The 25,508-nt window shown below is 50.2% G+C and carries 15 protein-coding genes; 12 read left to right on the top strand and 3 right to left on the bottom strand.

Translation table 11 applies throughout. The features are described from left to right. Positions 1-140: 140 nt before the first annotated feature. The 3 genes from BGO59_RS32785 to BGO59_RS32775 form a co-directional block, all read right to left on the bottom strand. A complete protein-coding gene (locus BGO59_RS32785) occupies positions 141-2,621 on the bottom strand; it encodes a hypothetical protein (protein ID WP_293691385.1) in 2,481 nt (826 codons plus the stop codon). A gap of 142 nt (positions 2,622-2,763) precedes the next feature. After that, the gene (locus BGO59_RS32780) at positions 2,764-4,248 is read right to left on the bottom strand and encodes a RagB/SusD family nutrient uptake outer membrane protein (RefSeq protein WP_293691384.1); all 1,485 of its coding nucleotides are present in this window, start codon (positions 4,246-4,248) and stop codon (positions 2,764-2,766) included. A 115-nt stretch (positions 4,249-4,363) separates the two neighbouring features. Continuing rightward, complete coding sequence (locus BGO59_RS32775; protein WP_293691382.1) at positions 4,364-7,411, bottom strand: TonB-dependent receptor; 3,048 nt, start codon at positions 7,409-7,411, stop codon at positions 4,364-4,366. Positions 7,412-7,584: 173 nt separating this feature from the next. Between BGO59_RS32775 and BGO59_RS32770 the strand changes: the two genes are divergently transcribed. From BGO59_RS32770 to BGO59_RS32715, 12 genes are all read left to right on the top strand, one after another. Next, on the top strand, positions 7,585-8,976 hold the full coding sequence (locus BGO59_RS32770; RefSeq protein WP_293691380.1) for a hypothetical protein: 1,392 nt from the start codon (positions 7,585-7,587) through the stop codon (positions 8,974-8,976). 703 nt (positions 8,977-9,679) lie between these two features. Next, complete coding sequence (locus BGO59_RS32765; RefSeq protein ID WP_293691378.1) at positions 9,680-9,937, top strand: hypothetical protein; 258 nt, start codon at positions 9,680-9,682, stop codon at positions 9,935-9,937. 451 nt (positions 9,938-10,388) lie between these two features. Continuing rightward, positions 10,389-10,979 carry an RNA polymerase sigma-70 factor gene (locus BGO59_RS32760; protein ID WP_293691376.1) on the top strand — a complete coding sequence of 197 codons (591 nt, stop codon included), beginning with the start codon at positions 10,389-10,391 and terminating at the stop codon, positions 10,977-10,979. Positions 10,980-11,325: 346 nt separating this feature from the next. Then, positions 11,326-13,071 carry a GMC family oxidoreductase gene (locus BGO59_RS32755; RefSeq protein WP_293691375.1) on the top strand — a complete coding sequence of 582 codons (1,746 nt, stop codon included), beginning with the start codon at positions 11,326-11,328 and terminating at the stop codon, positions 13,069-13,071. Next, positions 13,068-13,712 carry a gluconate 2-dehydrogenase subunit 3 family protein gene (locus tag BGO59_RS32750; protein ID WP_293691374.1) on the top strand — a complete coding sequence of 215 codons (645 nt, stop codon included), beginning with the start codon at positions 13,068-13,070 and terminating at the stop codon, positions 13,710-13,712. The genes BGO59_RS32755 and BGO59_RS32750 overlap by 4 nt, the downstream gene beginning before the upstream one ends. Positions 13,713-13,739: 27 nt before the next feature. Continuing rightward, a complete protein-coding gene (locus BGO59_RS32745; RefSeq protein WP_293691372.1) occupies positions 13,740-15,110 on the top strand; it encodes a DUF3748 domain-containing protein in 1,371 nt (456 codons plus the stop codon). 362 nt (positions 15,111-15,472) lie between these two features. Further along, positions 15,473-16,507: a FecR family protein gene (locus BGO59_RS32740; RefSeq protein ID WP_293691370.1), complete on the top strand. Its 1,035-nt coding sequence runs from the start codon at positions 15,473-15,475 to the stop codon at positions 16,505-16,507. Positions 16,508-16,799: 292 nt separating this feature from the next. Further along, positions 16,800-20,123 carry a TonB-dependent receptor gene (locus BGO59_RS32735; protein ID WP_293691369.1) on the top strand — a complete coding sequence of 1,108 codons (3,324 nt, stop codon included), beginning with the start codon at positions 16,800-16,802 and terminating at the stop codon, positions 20,121-20,123. A 21-nt stretch (positions 20,124-20,144) separates the two neighbouring features. Next, on the top strand, positions 20,145-21,791 hold the full coding sequence (locus BGO59_RS32730; RefSeq protein WP_293691367.1) for a RagB/SusD family nutrient uptake outer membrane protein: 1,647 nt from the start codon (positions 20,145-20,147) through the stop codon (positions 21,789-21,791). Between the two features lie 102 nt (positions 21,792-21,893). Further along, positions 21,894-23,540 carry a glycoside hydrolase family 28 protein gene (locus BGO59_RS32725; protein WP_293691365.1) on the top strand — a complete coding sequence of 549 codons (1,647 nt, stop codon included), beginning with the start codon at positions 21,894-21,896 and terminating at the stop codon, positions 23,538-23,540. A gap of 83 nt (positions 23,541-23,623) precedes the next feature. Further along, entirely contained in the window at positions 23,624-24,370 is a 747-nt protein-coding gene (locus BGO59_RS32720; RefSeq protein WP_293691363.1) for a rhamnogalacturonan acetylesterase, read from the top strand. 55 nt (positions 24,371-24,425) lie between these two features. Further along, positions 24,426-25,433, top strand: a complete 1,008-nt coding sequence (locus BGO59_RS32715; protein ID WP_293691361.1) for a pectinesterase family protein — start codon at positions 24,426-24,428, stop codon at positions 25,431-25,433. Positions 25,434-25,508 lie beyond the last annotated feature (75 nt).

Genomic DNA, 25,508 nt, shown 5'->3' with positions numbered 1-25,508 from the left:
GCTATCACTGTTTTATTGTGTGTCTTGAAACAGGATTGAGCTTATTTTTCATATTTTTTTTCTGCTGCGGCTAATAGAACACGGATTGTTATGATTTATATGATTCATTATGATCTGTGCAAATCATAAAAATCGGCGTTCTATTTGTACTCCAACAAAGCTGATGCCTCACAAGCTTTGTCGGTTTTGAAGCGTACCCAGCGAGCCTGAAAGTCTTTCGGAAACTCGTAACTAATCGGTTTATCCGGCGAAACGGTGATCGTTTTATAGCTCATCCAGATACCATTGCCCGTTGGGTCGGCTTCGATGGTGAACGTAACAGGCGATGTCGCTTTGTGCGAAAGTTGCAAAGACCGCTGATCGTAGAAACCAATCAGATAAGGATCAGAGGCTTCATTGGCAGTGACTTTGGTATTTTTCCAGGGACCACCGTGACCGATTGGTTTTCCCAATTTCCACAGATCGTCGATAGCGCCCGCCCAAATGGTCGCTTTTTTATCGTCCGACACCACAATGTGCTCGTTTTTAGTCACTGATGAACGATCAATTCCGGTCAGAATAAGTAGACCCCGGTACGATGCGTAGTCATTGATGCGCAGTTTATGCGACGAAATGGGTCGAATTTTGGCGTAACCGTCAGCATTTTCGGCGGGAAGTTCATAAAACGTGCCGTGACAGTTGAACAGGTCGCGTTCGGTCGCTACTTCCCGACAAATGCGTAGGGTTGCCTGATTGGTTAGATCGGTATACGCATTGTTGCCTAAAGGGAGCCGCCAACGACGACCTTTGTCATCAACGACTAATACACTGGCTTCGTCGATGGTTACGGCTTTTTGAGGAATCGCGAATTTAGTGTTGATAAACGACTGCATATCCGGGTCATCTTTCCGAACCAGTTGCATAGCCGCATTCAGTTCGTAATAGCCGATATTGCTAGATTGGCCGTTTGCGTAAGAACGAGCTGCCAAGCCGAGCGACCGCCGATTCTTGCCTAATCCGTACAGCAATCCGCCCGTAGTCGTGGCTGAGTTGATGTTCGTTAATCCGGTAAATATCGGGCTGATCGCTGCGCTGCGGGTGTCGCTGGCGGCATAAAAAAACTGGGCCGACAGTGTCGCGTTTTTATCGGATTTCAGCCGAATCCATTCGCCGGGTGTATTGGCGGCAAAGGCCAAGTGGGCTGCATTATTGGCACCGACGGTGGTTGTTTGCAGCGGGGTCCAGTTGCCATTACCGGCTTTATCGATCTCAAAAGTGATTGTTAACGCAGCGTTGCCGTTGTTCTGTAACCATACTGACCGATTGGCCCAACCAGCAAATAGGAACGGCTCAGAGGGTTCGTTGGCGTTAACGGCTTCGTTTTGCCAGACGGCTCCTTCGGCCGTATTGGGGCCGAGCTGGTCGGGTAAGGTTAGGGGCGTAAACCACAGATTTGAGTTCGACTGGCCCGGCCCTTCGATATTGCCTTTGGCTTTTCGCTTATTTAAAAACTCTTTTTGAGCCGAATCGTCGCAACCAAATACCAGTCGATTGTTCCAGCGAGCGAAATCCCCAATCACTTTCAGGTAGGCCGACCGGGGACGAATGCCGACCGTATTCGACGCGGAGAATGAACCCGGAAACCGCCAGAACATACCGTGCATGGTCATCAGATAGTCGGGTTGCTGATTGGTGCCGATGTCCCGAATGCGGGGCCATTCGGTGTTCCAGCCGTGGGCACCATCGTAACTATGACTGGCTTTGGGGAGTCGGTAAAAATGCCAGCCCGTTGCCTTCTCCCGAACGCCCAGTAGAACCGATTTATGATCCCAGCCCGTAGCCCAGATAGGGTCGGTTTCTGGATTCTTATTCCCATAGATGCCACCGGGGCCGGTCACTTCCACAAACTGGTTTCGGCGGACAACCGTCCAGTCTTTGCCGTTCCATTCCGAAAGCGATCCGGCTGGAATATCGAATTGAACCAATGCCTGGGGGCCCGGCTCGCCATTGTTGGAGTAGACCATAACGCCCTGGCCCGAATAAACGCCTTTACCATGAGCACCCGGTAGCAGGTTCGAATGATGATTGTTCGACTCGTCCGATACTTTCGGGTTTTTGACGTTGTTGTCTTCGTAAAGCATTGTAGGCGTTAAGGTATTCACGTCGACTTCGTAAAACCCTTCCTCCATGGTGCCGTAATAGATTTTTCCTTTCGGGTCGGTCAGATGGCGAGCGTTTCCGGTGTGGCGTCCCTGCATAATTTTGTAGGGAATTGTCCGTACGTGTGCTTTGCTATCGATGGCATAAGGACCAATGAACAACTGGTTACTTTCGGGATGAATCATGCGGTTGGCGGGTGTACCACCAATGCTTTCGGGTCGCACAATCTGTTTTAAGTCCGACGTTATTTCGTACAGTTTGTCCGACGAGCCGAAGGGTAGGTGAGGACCATAAGTAACGACCCAGAGTTTACCGGCCCAGGGCACCACAGCACCCGTGCCACATTCGCCTTCGTTGTTATACATGGCCAGGTGCGGATAAATACCGCTGTAAGAAGGCAATGGTTTCGATTGCGCGACGGATACCTGGCTGCGCATAAAGAACAAGCCGACGAAATAGGCAGAAAGAATATATTTTTTCATTGCGTTAATGGTTCTTCGGACAGGATTTACAGGATGAACAGGATTAAACGTTGCTCCAATGGCTTTTTTGACGTCAAGCGGCCGTTTGTTGATCTGAGCAGAAACGTTTAATCCTGTTCATCCTGTAAATCCTGTCAAAAAATTATTCCCAGCCGGGACTTTGCGTAAGTTTTGGATTAGCCTGGATTTCTTCTAGTGGAATAGGATAGTATCGGTTTTTCGCCTGTGGGGTACGTGTTGGGTATACATCATTAACCGCTTTCGGAATCACCGTCAGGAAGGTATTGGTGCGTGTTAGATCGAACCAGCGGTCAGCTTCGGCAAACAGCTCCCATGAACGCTCCTGAAGCACCGCATCGATAAACGCATCTTTGCTCAGTCCCGGCGTCAGATCATTCAGCCCGGCCCGTTTACGAATGGTGTTGATATAAGTGTAAGCAAGCGCAGTCGGACCATTTTGACGGGCTTCGGCTTCAGCGGCAATCAGGTATACATCGGCCAGACGGATGATCGGGAAGTTGCAGTTATTCGCTTCGCCAATCGAATTCGGATCGCGGTATTTGCGGATCAGCACCCCTTTCGGCGTGATAGGCGTAATATCTTTCTGGCGGACAATGGCCCCCGATACATCGCGGTAAGTCGTGTCGAGCAACTGACGACGTTTGTCTTTGGGATCGAAGGAATCAAAGAATGCCTGATAGGCAAACCAGGAGCCATAAGATACTTTGGCGTAATCAGGGCCGCTGCTGTTTCGGGGACCGGCAATACCCATCACTGTTAGCCAGCGGCTGGGGGTTACGCGGTCGGCTTCCACAGCCCACATATTCTCAATACGAGCGGCATCTTCTTTGTCGACATCGAACACGTCCAGCACGTTTGGCATGAGCGAATACTTGCCCGAACTGATGGTGGCCTGCGCCAGTTGCAACGCCTTCGCCCAGTCTTCGTTATACAATGCTACTTTGGCATACAGCCCCTGAATGGCTTCTTTCGACGGACGGCCCTTCACCAGATTGGTCGAATAAGAGGGAAGCCCAGCAATGGCCTGATCCAGATCAGCGTAAATCTGCTTGTAAATATCTGCCTTTGGGCTTTTCGGAACGAGGGCTTCGGCTTCGCTGGTACTGGCTTTGGTCTTGATCGGTATTTCGTTGAAGGTCTTGGCCAGTGTCCAGTGATACAATCCGCGCAGAGCGTAGGCTTCGGCTACAATTTCGGTTCGACGTTGGACGTCCATCTGAATCGTAGGCACTTTCTCGATGATCCAGTTGGCATTTTCGATGCCCTTATAGCTAAACCGCCAGACGCCCTGCGGTCCTTCCGTTTCATGACGCCCTGAATTACGCTGAGCGGTAAAATAGGGGTCGTAGGTAAACAGCGTAATCGTATTTCGCCCAACTACCGGACGCGGATACGCCTGGTCGGCGGCAAAATCGGAGGCTGCCACCAGCGGAAAACCGTAGAGATTGATGAGCGAGCCCGCAGCCGACGCGATACCAGCTTCGGCATCCGATGCGGTCTTATAGAAGTTTGTCGTAAAAATGGACGAATACACCGACTCATCCAGTTTGCTGCACGAAACCGTCAGGCCCGACAACGCCATCAGCAGCAGGAGTGTTTTTTTCATGGGAGACAAAAGAGTGAAAGAGTGAAAGAGTGAAAGAGTGAAAGGGTGAATGAGTGATAGAAGTAGTGTGAAAGCGTCAGCCATTCGCTCTTTCGCTCATTCACTCTTTCGCTCTTTAAAAAGTGACCTGTAGCCCGCCCAGATACGACCGGGCAATGGGATATGTACCGTTATCGATAAACTGCGTGGTGGCATTGCCGAAGTTGTTGACCTCAGGGTCGAAACCACTGTATTTAGTGATCGTGAGTGCATTATTCGCGCTGACATACACCCGTATCTGGCTGATGCCTTTGATCTTGGGAAGGGTATACCCCAGTGAGATATTCTTCAGCCGCACGAACGACGCATCCTCTACATACCGATCCGATAGGGGTAACCGCCCACCCTGAAAACCACTCGCGTATTCGTTGCTTGGATTGGAGGGCGACCAGCGATTGACGAGCCCCGCCAGTACGTTTTGCTGACCGAGTGCCGTTTCGAATGTATAGCGGAACAGGTTCATAAGCTTGTTACCCTGTACGCCCTGCACGAACAGATTCAGATCGAAACCGCGATAACGAAGCGATGATGAGAAACCAAAAATGTATTTCGGCTGAGCATTGCCAACAATGGCCTGATCGGCGGCTGTAATGGTCCCATCGCCGTTGAGATCTTTGAGCTTATGACCGCCGATGCGTCCGTCGTAACCTGATAAAATTGTCTCGCCAGTCTGGCTGATGCCATCGAATACATAGGTCCGGTAAAGCCCCATCGGATAACCGACTTTGAGCAGAGCAAAGGCCGAGCGAGGTAACTCATCGATAACGCCGTCGAGGGCCAGTACTTCGTTTTTATTGAAGGTAATGTTGGCCGATGCATCCCATTGAAGTCCCCGGCCACCTCCTGGGAGAATTCGCCCGTTGACGGCCAGTTCCAGCCCCTTATTTTGGATCGAACCGAAATTACCCGTCAATGCCGTATAACCCGACGACATAGGCAGTACTTTCTGGAACAGCAGGTTGTCGGTTCGTTTGTTGTAGTAGTCGGCTACCAGCGACAGGCGGTTGCGGAACAGGCTGATGTCTAACCCAATATCGACCTGCGTAGAGCGCTCCCACTTCAGGTCCGGGTTCGGAATGGCGCTTGGATTGATGCCCGTAACCGGAACGTGGTTGTAATTATAGTTTAGCCCTGATGCACTTACCGTTGCCAGCGATTGGTAGGGGTCAATGGCCCCTGCATTTCCGGTGATGCCCCAGCTTCCGCGCAGTTTCAGGTCAGAAACCACCGAAACCGACTTCATAAACGGCTCTTCGATAATCCGCCAGGCACCCGCTACCGCCGGGAAAAATCCATACTTATTGTTCTCACCAAACTTGCTCGATCCATCGGCGCGGGCGGTCAGATCCAGAAAATATCTGTCTTTATACCCGTAGTTGATGCGTCCCAGGTATGAGTCGAGCCGGGATTTGCTCTTGTCGCTGCTGATGCGCTGATTTACGGCCAGTCCAACCGAATTATTCTCGGTAACGTCGTTCGGGAAATTCGATGCTGTTTGCGTATAGCTCTGATTAACATTGGCCTGCGTAGCCAGTACCGCCGTGGCCGTAATGGAATGGTGCTCGGCAATCCGGGTGCGGTAGGTAAAGATGCTTTCGTGCAGTAGTGTACGGCTATAGCCGCTTACATTGCTGGCATTCCCTCCGCCCGATGCCAGCTGCGACTGACTCAGTAGCGACAGGGGGGAGTAGTATTCGGATAAGCTATTACCCAGATCGGCGTTGAAACTAGGCCGGTACGTAAACCCTTTGAACAGCGTAAAGTCGACGTATACATTGGCCAGAATCCGTTGGGTCGTTTGCCGGTTGATGGGCGTAATAAAGTTCAGCGGATTGGTTACCTCCTGATATTGCCCGTTCATCTGATCCTGAAACGGAAATACACTGCCATCGGGTCGGTAGGGCGTCAGCGTGGGAGGAGCCGCTACCGCAGCGCCCAGCACCCCAGCCCGGCTGCTGGTAACATCGGAACTGGTACCGCCTACACTTACTCCTTTATTGACCGAATAGCCGTAGTATAAACTGGTGCCTACCTTCACCCGGTCGCTTAGCCGATGGTCGATGTTGGAGCGAAACGAGTAGCGGGTAAAATTGGAGTTTTTGATGATACCGTCCTGGTTGAAATAGTTCAGCGAGAGCGCCAGTTGCGTTTTTTGATTACCGCCCGATACCGAAAGCTGATGACTTTGCATAGCCGCTTTTCGGAAGATCAGGTCCTGCCAGTTGGTGCCCTGTCCCAGCGTAGACGGGTCAGCATAAATTGCCCGCTTGTAGACTTCATTCTCGAGTTGCGCAAACTGCTGGGCGTTCAGAACATCGAGTGTTTTATTTACCTGTTGTACGCCACCGTAGCCATCATAGCTAACCCGCGTAGCCCCGTCTTTTCCTCGCTTGGTCGTAATCAGCACCACACCATTGGCGGCCCGTGCCCCATAGATGGCGGTCGATGAAGCATCTTTCAGAACTTCAATCGATTCAATGTCATTTGGATTGATTTGCGAAAGTGGACTAACATCCGTGATACCACCGCTATTGGAAATCTGAATGCCGTCGATGACGTATAGCGGTTCCGAACTGCCGTTGATCGAGTTCGTCCCCCGAATCCGGACACTGACATTACCCCCTGGTGCGCCCGAATTCTGCGTGATCTGGACGCCCGCCACGCGTGCCTGTAGTCCCTGCGCTACGTTGGCTATGGGCGTTTGCAGCAGATCGGCAGCTTTTACCGAGGCAATAGCGCCCGTGGTTTCGATCTTTCGTTGCGTACCGTAGCCTACCACAACCACTTCCTCAAGGGCTTTCGTATCGGGGGCCAGTTGGATATTGATGGTACTTCGGCCTCCAACGGCCACTTCCTGACCCAGGTAGCCAACAAAGCTGACGACCAATACCGCGCCTTTGACCGGAACTGCCAGTTGGAACGTACCTTTGCCATCCGTAACGGTTCCGCGCTGGGTTCCTTTGAGAATGACGCTAACGCCCGGTAGGGTGCTGCCTTTTTCGTCGGTAATAGTGCCCGAAACAGTTCGGTCATCTGTTGGGCTGGAAGGTGGGGTTGGCTGCGCCAGCAGGGGCGAAAACCATCCCCAAAAAACAACGCAGTAGAGTAAAAGTTTTTGTCGCATAATATTCAGATATTTATAGTTTTTATGCCAATCGTTCCGCCAAGTCGGCGAGGTGAAATGCGAGTATGCAAAGGTAATTTTGTACTTTGCTGGGAACGTTAGTGAAGCATGACCATTTCGATGATCGAAATTATGGACAATGTAACCGATTGACTGATAGTTAATTGACGCATATGATTACGGAGAATGGACAACATGGTAAGACCGAAGCCTTCTATTTGATAGAGGTTTGTTGTCAGCGGGTTAGCGAAGCGTTTGGCAAACCAGATCGGGAGAACTGGACGAATAGCGATTACATTAACCTGAGCCAGGTGCTTTTCCGAAAAACCCGTGTGCGAATAAGTCCCAATACGCTGAAACGAATCTTTGGTAAGATCAAGACTGACGCTCGCTATTATCCCCAAAAAGCGACCCGCGATGCACTGGCTATTTACCTGGGCCATCCCGACTGGGAGCATTTTGTACAGATACAGGAATGGGCCGAACGCCAGATCGAGCCCAAACCAGTTGTAAACGAGCCGAACCAACTGCCCGATCTTCCAAAACAGGCGATCATAAGCAGACGCCCGCCAGCAGCCCAAAAGTGGCTTTGGCTAGTGCTGGTAGCTATAGCTTTACTAGCTGTGGTGATTTTTCTGATCCAGCCAGTCACCGAGCCTCTTGGTACTGTCTCGTTTATCTGTCGGAATCCACTGGGCGAGAATCCTCATTCGGCTGTTTTTGAACTCCGGCGTCAGAAGTCTGATAAAGACGAATTGTTTACGATTTTATATGGCGATGGGAAACGAGAGACGACGAATGCTATTGATAGCGTGTACACACATTATTACGAACGACCAGGGCGCTATTTTGCCGTCCTGCAGCACGATGGTGTGAACGTTGATTCGGCAACGGTATATGTACAGACGAAAGGATGGACTGCCACGGCGAACATGATGCACGATACGAGTCGGGTTTATCCCATCAATCTGAACGATCTATTGGTTACGAAACGGCTTAGTGTGAGTGCTCAGGATGCGGCTCATGCCGGTATCGACACCAACCGGACATTTTTTGTGGAGTTCATCAACAGCCAGCCTACTGACATTGATGGTGATAACTTCGAGCTGACCACGCGTGTGACTACATCGCAGGATCGGGCGGGTGTACGCTGCTCACAGGTAGGTCTGATCGTTTGGGGGGAGTCGTCGCAGCACCTGTTCGATGTCATAAAGCCTGGTTGTGTTCACTGGGCTGCCCTACAAACATCCGATGTGCAAAAAAATGGACATCGCGATGACCTAAGCTTTCTGGGTGCTGATCTTCGCCTGGGTGGAACGCTGAAACTGAAAGTAGCTGATCGAAAAGCACAGATATTTATCAATGCCCGGAAAGTATATGAGACCGTTTATACAAAACCGATGCACCAAATCTATGGGATTAAAATTCGGTTTTCTGGTATTGGTATGGTTCAATCCTTTTTGTTAAAGGATCTGCGAACCAATAAACTGTTTAATGGGAATTTTGGAGGATTAATGAGCCATTTTCCGTCTGAAAAAGAAAAAACCTCCAACCGTATAGAGTAAAATAGCAGCTGTTTCCAATACCGCTTCGGCGTAGTCGTTTGTGTATACGCCCGTCCGATAATCCTGTATCCAATCTATAAGGGCAGCGCAGTATACGAATAAGCCTAGGAGGGTTAGTGTAATGATACCCAGAAGAAGTAAGGTTTGTGGCTGTCGCATAAGTTAGTCAGGGGCGATTTTTTGTACTCCCGGCTGGATGAAGTACCCAGTCAGAAAAAGTGACACCACGGGAGTGTGGCAATTTTTCTGCCAAAACCGAAATCTAGCCTTCTACTCAGTCTGTAGACTAGTATCTTTTACCAAAAAATACCTCAACAACATCTATTAGTAATATATATATGCTAATAAATTCAATTGTTTAATCCGTTGTCTGAAAATCAATTAGAATGTTGTGGGGTGCAAACTCTACACTAGTGAGGGAGAATTAATACAGATTTCCCCAGCCTGTAGAGAAAAAGACCGGGCCAATTCTATTCAATAAATAGATTATTTAAAAACAATTAGCACAAACATACAGTTAGCTCCAATTACCCGATTCAAAAACAGGAATTAAGCTAGTAGCCGTGTGTCGTTGCCTGATTCATTGATAGAAAACGCTCAATTAGCTATTTTTTTGCTCTCAATATTGACTATACTACAACCTTATTAAGGGGGATACGTTATAGATTATGTAAGTTACTGAATTTGAATTTTCATAAACTATATGTCTACCAATAATATTCATCTTTTCCGGCAGCGAGATCCGGATGAACGGCCACCTGTACGCTTGACGATTACGGCTTATGCCGTTTTGTTCACTGCCTTTTTGGGTCTGTTTGTTTTGAAGTTGAGCGGCTTTGTGGATTGGTCGTGGTGGTGGATTAGTAGTCCACTTTGGCTTGGTCCCATTGGACAATCGGCTTGGATAGTACGTGATCGATTCCGGTCTGGACGATTCAGCGGAACTGTATCCCGCCGGTAAAAGATTCGATACGTTGTTTGAAGTTAGCTTCTTCGTTTAGTTACAACCAGTAGGGTCGGCTTGTATCCTGAAAATGATAGGCCTGACAACGTGGAGAGTTTCGGGCTAAGCTAGGCAGGGGATCTTTAAAAAATATAATCAAGCGCTTTCGAGGTAAACCCCGCGGTATGGGTGGATTATAGTTATTCTCTCTGTCTTTAGGTCGAGATATATGGCTTTTTGTGTCGACTGGTAACGTTCCCGGTAACGATTGCGTAGAAAAAGTCAATTGTATACTTGGAAAAGTAAAGGATTAACGGAAATTTAATAAGCAGAAGTTGAAGCTTCGTGGTGTCTCGGGAATCGTCATTTCGCTAAAAAGTACAATTTGTTTCAGGTTCGTTTCCGGTTGCCAGAGGCTTACGAATGACAAATCCGTACGTTTCTATACTCGTTTAATCCAGGTACACTTGTGAACTACAAATCATTGCCGGACGAAATACTGCTGGTTTATCTGCGGACAGGCGATGAGCTGGCTTTTCGGGCCATTTATCAGCGTTACTGGAAAAAACTGTATAGCATTGCCCTGCGAAAAGTTGAATCCGTAGAAATTGTGGAAGAAATCGTTCAGGATATATTCCTCAAACTATGGGAGCGCCGTGACAACCTGCGAGTCGAACATTTAGAAGCCTATCTGTTCACGGCCGTTCGCTATGCGATCATCAACCACATCAAGGCGACCATTATCCATGAAAAATATGCGGATTATATCGTCGATTTGTCTTCCGAAGCTGTCAATACTACCGATGAACAACTCAAACTAAACGAGTTGATGAGTGTGGTTGAGAGACAGTTGAACGATCTGCCCGATAAGACCCAGCAAATTTTCAGGCTTAACCGTCTGGAGCATCATTCCATCAAAGAAATCTCTTCCCGGCTGAAAGTGCCCGAACGAACCGTTGAGTACCATCTTAGCCAGGCCATTAAAACGCTGCGCGTTTACTTGCGGGATTATCTTCCCGCTCTGGCCTATGTATATCTTTCCTGGTCGACAATCCATTAGCCCATCGTTGACCAGTATTTCGCTCGCTCTCCTGTGAGGATTCCTTCTGTTCTGCAGTAGTGATTCCAGAAAAAAGCCGTAGTTTGCCTGATGGGTCGTTCCATGAACGATTTTTTGGGCAATAGAGAGGTACGATTCGGCATTCTGCCAGTATTATACGGTAAGACCTTCGTGAATGGACACTGTCTCGAACGTAAATTGTCGTTGATGCTTTTCAAAGACACGTCTTTGGCGGCTACTCCTTTTATCGTTTTGGGGCATGTCGGTTAGGCCAGTTTTTGTTTTTGAGCCACAAACGGAGTGTTGCCTTATCAAGGGTTATCCAAATTAAAATTCATACGTATTTATGTCTTGCAGTCTGAATGGTAAAGAATTAGCCATGTATGACGTCATTATCATCGGCTCTGGCGCTGGCGGGGGCATGGCGGCTTACCAACTCACCAAAGCAGGTGCCAATGTCTGTTTGCTGGAAGCAGGCGGCTATTTTGACCCGGCTGATCCGAAGTACATCACGCAGCTAAAATGGCCCTACGAATCCCCACGCAGAGGAGCGAGTACAGTTCGGGCGTTCGGTGATTTCGACGCTGCCTGGGGCGGCTGGCAAATTGATGGGGAGCCTTATTCTGCCGAAACGGGTACCGAATTCCACTGGTTTCGCTCCCAGATGCTGGGCGGACGAACCAATCACTGGGGCCGTATCTCCCTGCGTTTTGGCCCCGACGATTTTCGGCGCTACAGCCTTTCCGGTATTGGCGCCGACTGGCCGATTGGCTATGATGACATGAAACCCTACTACGATCGGGTCGATAAGCTTATTGGGGTGTTTGGTACCAATGTTGGATTGCCTAATGAGCCTGATGGCTTTTTTCTGCCACCACCCAAGCCCCGTCTGCACGAAATGCTGATTACCAAGGCAGCTAGAAGTATCGGTGTGCCCGTATTTCCGTCCCGATTGGCCGTACTGACCAAGCCCATCAATCAGGAACGGGGAACCTGCTTTTATTGTGCCCAGTGTGGCCGAGCCTGTTCGGCCTATGCCGATTTTTCATCGTCGTCGGCACTGGTTATTCCGGCGTTGAAAACGGGTAAGCTTACCCTCATCAACAATGCGATGGCCCGCGAGGTATTGACCGATCCACAGAGTGGCCTGTGCACAGGGGTATCGTACGTCGATAAGAACAGTTTGCAGGAACGAACTGTAAAAGGGAAAATGGTGATACTGGCGGCCAGCACCTGCCAGTCAGCCCGGCTTCTGCTAAATTCAAAATCGTCCCGCTTTCAGCGTGGACTGGCCAATGGATCGGGTGTAGTCGGTAAGTATCTGAACGATTCAACGGGGGCTTCCATGTCTGGTTTCATACCTGCCCTAATGAACCGCAAACGGTATAATGAAGATGGAGCCCAGAGCTGCCATATTTATACACCCTGGTGGCTCGATAACAAAAAGCTGGATTTCCCACGCGGGTACCACATCGAATACGGGGGCGGTATGCGTATGCCCGATGCTGGTTTCATGGGTGGTATTGAAGCCTATAATGGGCGTATGGCCGACGCCAGTGGTAAGAAGAAAGAAGCCGGTGGGTATGGAGCTAGTTTAAAGGAGGATTATCTTCGGTACTACGGCGCATTTGTTTCGATGGCGGGCCGGGGCGAACCTGTACCGATGGAAAGTAACTATTGCGAAATTGACCCAAATCGGGTGGATCAGTACGGTATTCCTACCTTGCGGTTTAATTACAAATGGTCGGATTATGAAATAAAACAGGCCCGGCATATGCAGCAAACCTTCGATGAAATTCTTCATGCGATGGGTGGACAGCGGGTTAGTCCTGCCCCCGGTGCCGACCGAAATTATGGGCTGGAAGCTCCGGGCCGCATTATTCATGAAGCAGGTACCATTCGGATGGGGAACGACCCAAAAACGTCTGCGCTTAACGCATTTCAGCAGGCCCATGAAGTCAAAAATCTGTTTGTGGTCGATGCCGCTGCGTTCCCTTCACAGGGCGATAAGAACCTGACCTGGACCATTCTGGCCTCATCCATGCGTACTTCGGACTATATCATCGACCAAATCAAAAAGAAAGCCCTATGAACCGCCGGGACATTCTAAAATCGCTTCCACTGACTACCCTGAGTTTTTCGGCTGCCACCCCAGAGGCTTCCCCAACGGTTCCTGTACCAAAGGCAGCTATTACGGAGTTCAAAAACGGAAAATCCCCCGAAGAGCAACGCCGGGACAATGCCCTGCAAGCCGCCAAATTCCTGACGGCCCACGAACTGGCTACCGTTACCTTGCTGTGCGACATCATTCTGCCGGCCGATGCCCGGTCGCCGAGTGCATCACAGGTAGGTGTACCCCAGTTTATTGAGTTTATGCTCAAAGATCAGCCCGATATGCAGACCCCGGTTCGGGGAGGACTGAGCTGGCTGGATCACGAATGCCGCCAGCGTTTTGGGAAGGCGTTTACGGATTGTACGGTGCCCCAGCGCATTGCTGTAGTGGACGATATTGCCTATCCGGCTAAAGCTAAACCCGAACATATGCATGGCGTAGCGTTCTTTTCGCGTATGCGCAACCTGACGGCCGCTGGGTACTTCACCAGCAAGGCCGGTATTGCCTACCTCGGCTATATGGGAAATACCCCCCACCAGTGGGCAGGCCCTCCTAAGGAGGTACTAGACCAGTTTGGCCTAAGCTTCGATTCCGATGTACACTATGCGGATATGGGTTGATGCCTGAAAACTAGCGAGAAACATTGCATGCTTCACCATCTGATACTCGGCTGGCTGGCTCTTTTAGGGCTCCTGCTGTCGGGAAAACAACAACCCATGCCCATTGAAACGCAACTGACTTTCGATGCCAAAGGTCATACGCTGAATAATAACCAGGTTTTTTCGCCAGACGACCGCTGGATGGTGTACGATACGCGTAATGTCGATACGGGTTTAGGGCAAACCAGCTCGATTGAACTATTCGATGTGCGCACAGGAAAAACCAGCCTGTTGTATCGAACGACCAACCAGACTGAATACGGCCCCGGAGCGGGCGCGGTTACGTTTTCGCCTACGGAAGCAAAGGTTTTGTTCCTGCATGGGCTCCGAAACGCTGATGCCCGCTATCCATATGCGATGAGTCGGCGAACCGGGGTGCTGGTCGATGTCAACCAGCCTCAGAAGCCCCACTTTCTGGATGGTCGATGCCTTAGCCCTCCGTTTGTGCCGGGGGCTTTGCGTGGTGGCACACATGCCCATCAGTGGAGTGATGACGGACAGCGCATCAGCTTTACGTATAACGATGAAGTCATGGAGCGGCTTTCCCAAACGAACCCAGCCGTAAAAGACCTTCGGACGGTAGGGGTTTTAAGTCCCGCTCATCCCGTAAAGGTTCATGATTCGAACGATGCGGATTGCTTTGATGGGGAGTGGTTTGCTACCATTATTACGCAGGTGACCGAGCAGCCTACGTTGGGTTCTGACGAGATTGAGCGAGCGTTCGATGAAACCTGGATTGGCCATACTGGATACCGTAAAGCCGATGGTAGCTGGCAAAAGCGAGCCATTGCATTTCAGGGTAATGTTCGGAATAAGGTCAATCAACTCGTTACGGAAGTGTTTGTGGCCGATTTGCCGGAGGACCTGACCGGAGCGAAACCCGGCCTGCCACTGGAGGGTACGACAACTACCCGCCCTAATCCACCCGCAGGTGTCACCCAGCGCCGGATCACATTTACGGAACACGGTGTTGAAGGACCCCGGCATTGGTTACGGAGCTTACCAGACGGCTCACTCATTGGGTTCCTGGCTAAAGACGCTGCAGGAGTAATCCAGATCTTTGGTGTTTCGCCCAATGGCGGTCCGATTCGGCAACTGACGCACCAGCCGTTTTCGATACAGACGACGTTCAACTTCAGCCCCGATGGGAAGCAGGTTGCCTATACAGCTGATAACAGCATTTTCGTGACCGATCTGGCCAATGGCAACCACCGTCGTCTTACCCCCCGGTCAGCAGACGACCAACGCCCGATCAATGCGGTAGTCTGGTCCAACAAAGGGGATAAAATCGTTTACAACCGATACGTGCCGACCGACGCTGGACGGTACATACAATTGTTTCAGCTAACGGGATTCTGATAAAGTAGATGTCGTAGCTGGCACTAACGTTTAAGTCAACAGGAGTAGCCTAATGGATTTTCATTAGGCTATTTTTTTGTCGTTGCCAGGGATCACCCAAAATCGCTTTGTAGACTACGGTAACTAAGTTACGCCTGAGCACATAGGTCGTGGCACATACCAACCAAGATCCTACACTTACGCCAACCCTCTTATTCACTGACGATTTACGACTAGAACTATTGATTAAGACAATAGCATTATATCAATAATTATAGCCCTGAATGTCAATAATGATTGTATCTTTTGAATAAATAACTGGATCGATTGCGGTTGGCTACCTCTTTCCTTGACTCTAGAAAGGAAACCATTGCTACAGGGCCATGAGCCGAAAATCGTTCGGGCAACTTTTACAGAAGTATTTGCGGGGAGAATGCACACCCGAAGAGAAAGCCTTTGTGGAACACTGGTATGGTTCGCTGGAAACCGAAACGGGCGAGTCGGGGCAGGACCTGGACTGGGTAGAGCTGGAAAATCGGCTCTGGAGCCAGATGCAGCGTAAACTGCATGATGACGAGACCGCCGACGAGGCCCGTATCGTTGCCATGCCTGCAACCCGCTATCGGTGGGTGGGTGTTGCAGCCGCTGTGTTACTCCTGGCTGGCTGGTTCTTCAGCCGACAGACATTCCAGAAACTGGAGTCGAATACGGCGCAAACAACGTCAGTTGGTACCAATTGGCTGGAGCGGACCAACACCACATCGAAATCAATGCTGGTTCGCCTGGATGATGGGAGCAAGGTTCATTTAGCTGCCCGGAGTTCCATACGATTTCCCAAAACATTTGCAGCAGATCATCGAACGGTTTACCTGACTGGCGACGCTTTTTTCGACATTCAGAAGATGCCGTCGCGCCCGTTCTTCGTGCATACGGGCAGTATCGTCACGAAAGTACTCGGAACCAGCTTTTTTATCCGCACACAGGCCATTACCAGACAGGTTCGTGTGGAGGTAATAACGGGTCGGGTGGCGGTATACGAAGAAAAATCGCCGAAGAAGAAAGATGATAACGGCGTTGTGCTTACTCCAAATCAGGCCGCCACCTTTTTTGCCGAAGCACAACATTTCGTGACGGGGCTGGTCGAGAAACCGGTATTGATTCAGAAACCGACTGTTGAAGCCAAACAACTGTCGTTTCAGTTTGATGATACGCCTTTATCGGAGGTGCTGGGTCGGCTGCAACAGGCCTATGGGATTGCCATTGAGGTCGAAAATGAACAGCAGAACAACTGCCCACTCACTGCCGATTTAACCAACCAGCCTTTATACACTCAGTTGGATATTATCTGTGCCGCTCTAAAGTCCAGCTACAAAGTGCAGGGAACTACAATCCTGATCAGCGGCAAAGGGTGCGAATAAATGAGTAATGTATAATGTAAAATGAACAATGGATAATGGATAATGCCGAATGGGGAATACAGAATGGGTAATGGCCTGATTACCGGAAGAACACTATTCATTACCCATTGTCCATTATTCATTAAATCGAACGGGCCTATGTAACAACCCTTCTTCTGACTTAAAAAGTGACGCTGGCCATGCGGCTAACATAGGCCAGCGTCGATGTTTCTCCTGAACGGGCAGACCGCGAATCATGCCCCGTACACAGGAGGTCGTTGTCAAATTTCCATTTAACAAACCCTTTAAAGGTATGAAAAAAAGAGTACCCTTACCAACAGGCTGCTCAACCGGCCTACGTGCTCATTCATTTTTGAGGCTTATGAAACTATCGCTTACTCAGCTTTTCCTGATGGTTGCCTGCACGAGTTTTTCGCTGGCGTTCGATGGGAAAGCGCAGGAGTTGATGACTCGGCCCGTTACGCTCAATGTTGAAGGGCAACGGCTGCGGACGGTGTTAAGCCAGATCGAACGCCAGACCTCCGCCCGGTTTGTGTACAGCTCTAAAACCGTCAATCCCAACCAGCCGGTGACCATCTCGGTAAAAGACAGATCATTGACCGAAACCCTTTCCGAATTGCTCAAACCGCTCAAACTGACGTATCGGCTTGTAGGTGGGCAGATCGTGCTGGATACGGAAAATGAAGCTCAAACGCAGGTCAGCAATCCGACTGTTGCCCCGATGGAACAGGCCGTGGCCGGAACAGTTACGGACGAAAAAAATGCACCGCTACCGGGCGTTAGTGTGGTGGTGAAAGGTTCGACCCGTGGCGCTACAACGGATGCAACCGGGAAATACCGCATCACGGTGCCCGACGGCAACGGCACTACCTTAACATTTTCGTTTGTAGGTTATCAGAGCCAGGATGTTGTGGTGGGGAATCAGACAACCATCAATGTGTCGATGGTGCCTGACGTTAGCTCACTCGATGAGGTGGTGGTTATTGGCTACGGTGCCGTTCGGAAAAAAGACCTGACGGGCTCTGTGGTTCAGCTCAAAAGTGAACAGTTGAAAGAAGTGCCGACAGCCAATGTACTGGAAGCGGCTCAGGGTAAGATTGCCGGAGCCGACATTACCCGCAACAGTGGTCAGGCGGGGGCTGGCGTCAGCATCCGAATTCGGGGGAACCGGTCGATTGGTGGCAATAACGCACCCCTGATCATTGTCGATGGGATTCAGTACAGCAACCTGGAAGATATCAATGCTAATGATATTGAAACGATGGATGTGCTGAAAGATGCGTCTTCGATTGCCATCTACGGATCGCGGGGCGCTAACGGGGTCATTCTGATCACGACCAAAAAAGGAAAGCTGGGGAAACCCGATATCTCGTTCAATGCCTATTCGGGCATCTCTGAGGTGACCATGTATCCGAAAGCGATGGATATCAATGCCTTTCGCGATTTCAAGCGGGAAGCCTGGCGGGCGGCTGGTGTCTGGAAAAGCCCGGCCGATGATGCCGCCATTTTTACCAACGTAGCCGAGTACAATGCGTTACAGAATGGTATCTGGACTGATTATCAGGATGCGTTGATTCATAATGGACTACAGCAGGACTATCAGGTGGGGTTCCGGTCGGGCACCGATAAGCTGAAATCGTATGTGTCGGTGGATTATTATAATGAAAAAGGCATCCTGAAACTGGATGAGATCAAACGCTATACGGGGCGGCTGAATGTCGATTATACTATCAATAACTGGATGAAGATCGGCCTGTCGACGCAGCTCACCTATTACGACCAGAGTGTGCGTCGTGACCCACTGAACCAGGCCAACAAAATTAGCCCGCTCGGTTCGCTCTATGATGCCAACGGCAATTTTAACTACATCATGCTCGACGGTCAGACGGCTAACCCCTTATCCGACGAGCAACCCAATGTGTTCAATAACTCGATCCTGACCACTCGCATTCTGACCAACGGCTATATGGAGCTAACACCCTTAAAAGGGCTTACGGTTCGGAGTACGCTGGGCGTGAACCTGGCGTCGATTCGGAATGGGGCCTATTCGTCGCCTAAATCCATTGACCGTTCCCTGACGGGTAAATCGTTGGCGACCTACGATGCCAGCAACAGCCGCAGCATCAACTGGGAAAACGTTGTGACCTACCAGCGTACATTGGACCAGCATGCTTTTACCTTTACGGGAATCGCCAGCTACATTGGTAACTCATCGGATAATGTGTCAGCGTCGGGTGTGAATCAGTTATTACCGTCGCAGTTGTTCTACTCGCTAGGCAGTGCAACAGAAGAGATCAAGATCAACTCAGCCTATTCTAAAAATAACCTCGTCTCGTTTGCTGGTCGGTTGAATTATGCCTTTCGGGATCGGTATCTGCTCACACTAACTGCTCGTGAAGATGGTTCGTCGAAACTGGCTACGGGCAATAAATGGACGTTCTTCCCATCGGCAGCGTTTGCCTGGCGCGTGATCGAAGAAAAATTCATGCAGGGCGTAAAAGGACTTAGCGATCTGAAACTACGGGCCAGCTATGGGGTGGCCGGTAATGATCCGTCGGGGCCCTACGCCACCCAGACCACGCTCACCCGGATTGCCTTTGGTTATGATGACATAGCCGCCCCTGCTTACACCTTTTCGCGAAACGTGGGTAATGCTGAACTGGGCTGGGAGTTGTCGTACACCAAAAACCTCGGCCTGGACTTTGGCTTGTTCAATGGGCGCATCAACACCTCGATCGACTACTACGATACCCGAACCGAAGCTTTGCTGCTGGACCGTGGCCTGCCCCCAACGACCGGCGTAACGACCGTAAAGCAGAACATCGGCAAAACCCGCAACCGGGGTATTGAAGTAACGCTGGGAAGTACCAACATTCGTACCAACAACTTTAGCTGGACTAGCAACGTCACCTTTACCAAAAACAAGGAAGAAATTACGGAACTGGTGACGGGAGGCAACGATATTGGCAACGGCTGGTTCATTGGTCAGCCCATCAACGTATTTTACGATTATGAAAAACTAGGAATCTGGCAAACCTCGGAAGTCGATGCCGCTGCCAAGATCTCGCCTACGCAGTTGCCCGGTGAAATCAAGGTGAAGGATCAGAATGGCGACGGAAAAATTGATGCCGTCAACGACCGGATCATTCTGGGGACGCCCCGGCCTAAATGGAGCGGTGGCTTCGACAATACCATCAAATTCAAGGGGTTCGATCTGAATGTGTTCCTTTATGCACGCATTGGACAGATGATCAACTCCGACCGTTCGGCCCGTTTCGATCAGCAGGGAGTAGGCAACAGCACCGCCGGACTGGATTACTGGACGCCCGAAAATCCGACAAATGCATACCCTCGTCCGAATAAAAATGGGGGCCTCAAATACGTCTCGACGCTGGGTTATGTCGATGGCTCGTTTGCCCGGATTCGGAATATCACGCTGGGCTATAACGTCCCGACTAGTTTCCTGCGTTCGAAAGTAATTCGGAGTGTGCGGCTGTATGCAACGGGCAAAAACCTGTTCACCTTTACCAAGCTCAATTACGACCCTGAGCGTGGTGGCTCCGAAAACTTCCCGATGACTAAACTCTATGTTTTTGGCCTGAACGTCAGTCTATAACCCCTAACACTGCTATTGATCATGAATACCTATTTTTTTAAAAAGACGGGGTTATTGGTGTTATCCCTGCTTACACTCGTCTCGTGTAAGGATGTACTGGACGAATATAACCCCAGCGGTCTGACTGCCGAAACCGTATATACGACCCCCGAAGGGTTCGAGACCCTGGTGAATGCCGCCTACACCTATCAGCGCTGGTGGTACGGTAAAGAGGAAGGATACAACATTGCCGAAACCGGAACCGACATCTGGACCAGTGGATCGGGCGAAGTATACCGCGATCTGACGCAATACCTGAACTTACAGGGGAGTAATGGCGCGCTGGTGAGCGAATGGCGGGAGTTTTATGCAGCTGTCAATCTCTGCAACGGCGGTATCGCCCGTATCGATAAAGCCGGTCTTTCCGCAACGCTGCGGCCAATTCGCGAAGGTGAGCTGCGATTCCTGCGGGCGTTTTACTACTGGCATATTGTCGAAACCTGGGGTGGCGTTCATTTTACGACAGAAGAAACCAACGGCATTGTATCGACGGCCAATCGGACTCCGGTCGAGACATTTTATAACCAGATCTTTGAGGACCTGAAATTTGCCGTTGCCAATCTGCCCGTTACCCAGCCTCAGTATGGAAAAGTGACGAAGGGCGCTGCCCAGGCGTTTCTGGCGCGGATGTACCTGACCCGAGGAATGAACAAAGAAGCGCTGGACATGGCGCAGGCCGTTATTGCGAGTAACACCTACAAGCTGGAAGCCAACTATGCTGACCTCTGGAAGATGAGCAATCTGAAAACCAAAGAGGCTATTTACGTGGTCGATTATTCGACGAATCTGGCCCTTAACGACCTGGCCAACTCGACTTTTAATCCCTACGGCCACAGCCGGGGGAGCAACAACGGCCACCTTCTGTTTCTGATGAAGTACGACGATCGGCCCGGCATGACCCGCGACATCCCGAACGGGCGGCCTTTCAATCGATACATGCCTACGCGTTACCTGCTCGACCTCTACAGCGATAACGATGCCCGCTATGAAGGCTCATTCCAGGAGGTGTGGTTTGCCAATTCGACCTCGCGTCCGGCCGGTATGAACCTGGGTGATACGGCGGTATACTGCACCCGGAAAGAAATTCCCGATGCATTTGAAGCGACCCGCAAATACCAGACCTACGATCGTAGTAAGATTTACAACGCCAACGGAACCGTAAAAGATAACCTCCGTTACCCGACTTTGTCGAAATTTATGGACCCCACGCGGGCCAGCCTGAACGAAGCCCAGAGTGCGCGGGATGTGTTTGTGATCCGACTGGCTGAGGTGTACCTGATTGCGGCTGAAGCCCAGATGAAGCTGGGTAATCTACAGGCGGCTGCCGATTATGTAAACGTCCTGCGAACACGGGCCGCTAAATCAGGTAAGGCGGCTGCCATGCAGGTAACCTCCACGCAGATGAATCTTGATTTTATGCTGGACGAACGAGCCCGCGAACTGGCTGGTGAGCAGATTCGGTGGTTCGATTTGAAACGTACGGGTAAATTGCTGGAGCGTGTCCGGCTCGATGCCCCTGATAATGCTGTCAATCTTCAGGATTATCATGTCCTACGACCAATCCCGCAAACTCAACTGGATGCGGTAACCAATAAAACTGAATTTACCCAAAATGCTGGATACCAATAGAACGCAGATTATTATGATCCTTATGATTTATCATGATCTGTGTAAATCATAAGGATCATAACAATCTGCGTTCTATTACTAGCAAAAAACAGCCTAGAAAGCATGAAAAAAAGCCGCCGATTTCTCAACGTTATTCTCGTCGCTCTGGCGCCACTGGCGGTTTCAGCCCAGATATATAGCTGGACCAACCTGCCGAAAATAACCCAGCCAACGTTTCGTAAGGACACGATTTCGATTCTGACACAGGGAGCAAAACCCGACGGCGTTACGCTGAATACCAAGGCCATCAATGCCGCTATTCTGGCGTGTAGCCAAAAAGGGGGAGGGGTGGTGATGGTGCCTGCCGGTTTGTGGATGACTGGCCCTATTGAGCTGAAAAGTAATGTCAATCTTCATCTGAAGAAGTCGGCAACGCTGCTCTTTACAACCGACAAAAGCCAGTATGCGCTGGTTGAAGGAACGTATGAAGGCAAAAAAGCCGCCCGGAATCAGTCGCCTATATCGGGAATGAACCTCCAGAATGTAGCCATTACGGGGCAGGGAATCATAGACGGTAACGGCGATGTCTGGCGGGCGGTCCATAAGAGCCAGTTGACCGAACCGCAGTGGAAAGAAAAAGTGGAATCGGGAGGTGTGTTGAAAGAGGACGGGAAAACCTGGTATCCGAGCGAGCAGTTCAAACGGGCTAGTACCGAAAACAAAAGCATGCTTCTGACAGCCGGTAAAACCCCGCAGGACTTTGCCGATATGAAAGACTTTTTACGGCCTAACCTGCTGGTGTTGACGGGTTGTAAAAACGTATTGCTGGAGGGAGTGACGTTCCAGAACTCACCCGCCTGGTGTCTGCATCCGCTTATGTGTCAGGAACTGACCATCCGCAACGTAACGACTAAAAACCCTGAATACGCTCATAATGGCGATGGGATGGATATTGAATCCTGTAAAAATTTCCTGATCGAAGGCTGCACGCTCGATGTGGGCGATGATGCCATCTGCATCAAATCCGGAAAGGATGAAGAAGGCCGTAAACGCGGTATGCCAACCGAAAACGGCATTATCCGAAACAATACCGTATACAATGGTCATGGTGGATTTGTTATCGGTAGTGAGATGAGTGGCGGAGCGCGGAATATCTTCGTCTACAACTGCACATTTATGGGTACCGATAAAGGGCTACGTTTCAAATCGGTACGCGGTCGGGGTGGGGTGGTTGAGCATATCTATGCGAAAGACATTTATATGAAAGACATCGCGCAGGAAGCCATCTTCTTCGATATGTATTATTTCGTGAAGTTCGCAACCGATAGTGAACGCGACGAACGCCCTGTGGTCAACGAAGGAACGCCGATATTCCGGGACATGAAGTTTGAAAACATAGTTTGCAACGGGGCCAGCAAGGGCGTTTTTATTCGTGGTTTACCCGAAATGCCGATTAAGAACATTGTGATGGAAAAGCTGGTGCTACAGGCCGACAAGGGCGTGGAACTGATCGACGCGAGTGGTATTCGGCTGAAGGATGTTCAGCTCATTACCCAAAGTACCAAGCCGGTTATTCTGGTCGACAATAGCAACAACCTGACCTTCGACGCTATTCGATACGATCCGAAAGCCAGCCTGCTGTTTTCGATAAATGGCGAACGAAGCCAGGCCATCGAAGTCAGAAACACCGATACAACGAAAGCACAGACCAAAGCAGAATTTAATAAGGGTGCCCAGGAAAAGAATCTCTTACTGATGTCGAGTAAGTAAACGTCATGAGTTGGAGCTACTGTTTGTTTTAGTCACGGTCACTCAATCACTAATTCACTCAATCACTCAATATCATGATACCGATGCATAGATTTTCGCTTCTGGCTATCCTCCTGGTGCTTTCCGCTTTTACGCCACCCACTAAAATTACCGTCTACCTGATCGGCGATTCGACCATGTCGATCAAGCAGGTGAAAGCCTATCCCGAAACAGGCTGGGGGATGCCGTTCGCCTATTTTTTCGACGAAACCGTTACGGTCGATAACCGGGCGCAGAACGGGCGGAGTACCCGGACATTTATCGAGGAAAATCGTTGGCAACCCGTTGTCGATCAGCTAAAGGAGGGCGATTACGTGTTCATTCAGTTTGGGCATAACGATGAAGTGCCGACCAAGAAAAGCTATACAACCGAAGCTGATTTTCGGACCAACCTGCTACGGTTTATTACCGAAACGCGAGCCAAAAAAGCCACTCCTGTACTCATCACTCCTGTGGCGCGTCGAAAATTCGATGAAGCCGGAAAAGTTGAAGGCACGCATACCGTCTATGCTGAACTGGTACGAAAGGTTGCCGCAGAAAATAAAACGCCCTTGATTGATCTAGATACCCAAAGCCAGCAGCTTCTCCAGCAGTTTGGCGTCGAAAATTCGAAACTTTTGTTTCTTCAGTTAGCACCGGGCGAACACCCCAATTACCCGGAAGGTAAAGAAGACAATACGCATTTCAGTGAACTGGGTGCCCGTCGTATGGCCGAAATAGTTCTGGCAAACATCAAATCACTAAAACTTGACCTTGCCGACCGCATTGTGAAACCAGAAAAAGCCAAATAGACAATCGTGGCCGAGCCGCGAGTATGGAATCTGCCGAACGTCCTATTTCCTATAAATGAAACAACTGCTTCTGCTTTTTTGCCTGGTAGTCTGCGCGCAGGTTGCCATAGGTCAGTCAACGCTGTCCCCTACGACCTCCATCACTTTTACTGTTGCTCAGGATGGAAGTGGCAATTATAAGACCATTCAGGATGCCGTCAATAGCTTCCGCGATCATATGCAGTTGCGTGTTACACTGGTCGTTAAAAATGGCACCTATGCCGAAAAACTCGTTATTCCATCCTGGAAACCCAATATTCATATTATCGGCGAAAGTAAAGAAGGCGTCATTATCACGGGCGACGATTACTCGGGCAAAGCTTACCCTGGCGGCAAAGACGGGACTGGAAATAGTAAATTCAGTACCTATACGTCCTATACCGTGCTGGTCGATGCTCCCGACATTATCCTGGAAAATCTGACCATTCGCAACACGGCTGGTCGGGTGGGGCAGGCGGTTGCGTTGCATGTCGATGCGGATCGATTTGTCTGCCGAAACTGTGTACTCTTGGGGAATCAGGACACGCTCTACGCAGCCGCCGAAGGCAGTCGACAGTATTATGAAAACTGTTATATCGAAGGAACCACCGATTTTATATTCGGTAAATCGATCGCCGTTTTTCAGGCCTGTACCATCAGAAGCCTGTCCGATTCATTCATCACCGCAGCCGCTACACCCGATTATCAGGCATATGGCTTTGTTTTCTTCGACTGCAAACTCATTGCTGATCCATCTGCCCGAAAAGTATATCTGGGCCGTCCCTGGCGACCTAGTGCCAAAACCATTTTCATCCGGACCGATATGGGCGATCATATTTTGCCCACTGGCTGGGATAACTGGGGCAATGCGGCCAATGAAAAGACGGTCTTTTACGCCGAATATGGCAGTACGGGGCCCGGTGGAACTACGGCAAAACGAGTAGGGTGGTCGAAGCAGTTATCGGCCAGAGAGGCCAGACAGTATACGCTGGCGACTATCTTTTCGGCGCAATCGGTCTGGCTACCCACTACCCGCAAGCCGTAGTGTACAGCGAAATTATACGGCATCTGCCCTCCCCCTACCTGGACAAAACGCTCTAAATAGATTCGCTCAAACAAC

It is taken from the genome of Spirosoma sp. 48-14 (genome assembly GCF_001898575.1).
Lineage (GTDB): Bacteria > Bacteroidota > Bacteroidia > Cytophagales > Spirosomataceae > Spirosoma.
This window is presented reverse-complemented; position numbering and strand designations above follow the sequence as displayed.

Excerpts from the sequence above, each read along its gene's own strand:
- BGO59_RS32785 (WP_293691385.1), bottom strand. The coding sequence starts at position 2,621 with ATGAAAAAATATATTCTTTCTGCCTATTTCGTCGGCTTGTTCTTTATG.
- BGO59_RS32780 (WP_293691384.1), bottom strand. The coding sequence starts at position 4,248 with ATGAAAAAAACACTCCTGCTGCTGATGGCGTTGTCGGGCCTGACGGTT.
- BGO59_RS32775 (WP_293691382.1), bottom strand. The coding sequence starts at position 7,411 with ATGCGACAAAAACTTTTACTCTACTGCGTTGTTTTTTGGGGATGGTTT.
- BGO59_RS32770 (WP_293691380.1), top strand. The coding sequence starts at position 7,585 with ATGATTACGGAGAATGGACAACATGGTAAGACCGAAGCCTTCTATTTG.
- BGO59_RS32765 (WP_293691378.1), top strand. The coding sequence starts at position 9,680 with ATGTCTACCAATAATATTCATCTTTTCCGGCAGCGAGATCCGGATGAA.
- BGO59_RS32755 (WP_293691375.1), top strand. The coding sequence starts at position 11,326 with ATGTCTTGCAGTCTGAATGGTAAAGAATTAGCCATGTATGACGTCATT.
- BGO59_RS32750 (WP_293691374.1), top strand. The coding sequence starts at position 13,068 with ATGAACCGCCGGGACATTCTAAAATCGCTTCCACTGACTACCCTGAGT.
- BGO59_RS32745 (WP_293691372.1), top strand. The coding sequence starts at position 13,740 with ATGCTTCACCATCTGATACTCGGCTGGCTGGCTCTTTTAGGGCTCCTG.
- BGO59_RS32740 (WP_293691370.1), top strand. The coding sequence starts at position 15,473 with ATGAGCCGAAAATCGTTCGGGCAACTTTTACAGAAGTATTTGCGGGGA.
- BGO59_RS32735 (WP_293691369.1), top strand. The coding sequence starts at position 16,800 with ATGAAAAAAAGAGTACCCTTACCAACAGGCTGCTCAACCGGCCTACGT.
- BGO59_RS32730 (WP_293691367.1), top strand. The coding sequence starts at position 20,145 with ATGAATACCTATTTTTTTAAAAAGACGGGGTTATTGGTGTTATCCCTG.
- BGO59_RS32725 (WP_293691365.1), top strand. The coding sequence starts at position 21,894 with ATGAAAAAAAGCCGCCGATTTCTCAACGTTATTCTCGTCGCTCTGGCG.
- BGO59_RS32720 (WP_293691363.1), top strand. The coding sequence starts at position 23,624 with ATGCATAGATTTTCGCTTCTGGCTATCCTCCTGGTGCTTTCCGCTTTT.
- BGO59_RS32715 (WP_293691361.1), top strand. The coding sequence starts at position 24,426 with ATGAAACAACTGCTTCTGCTTTTTTGCCTGGTAGTCTGCGCGCAGGTT.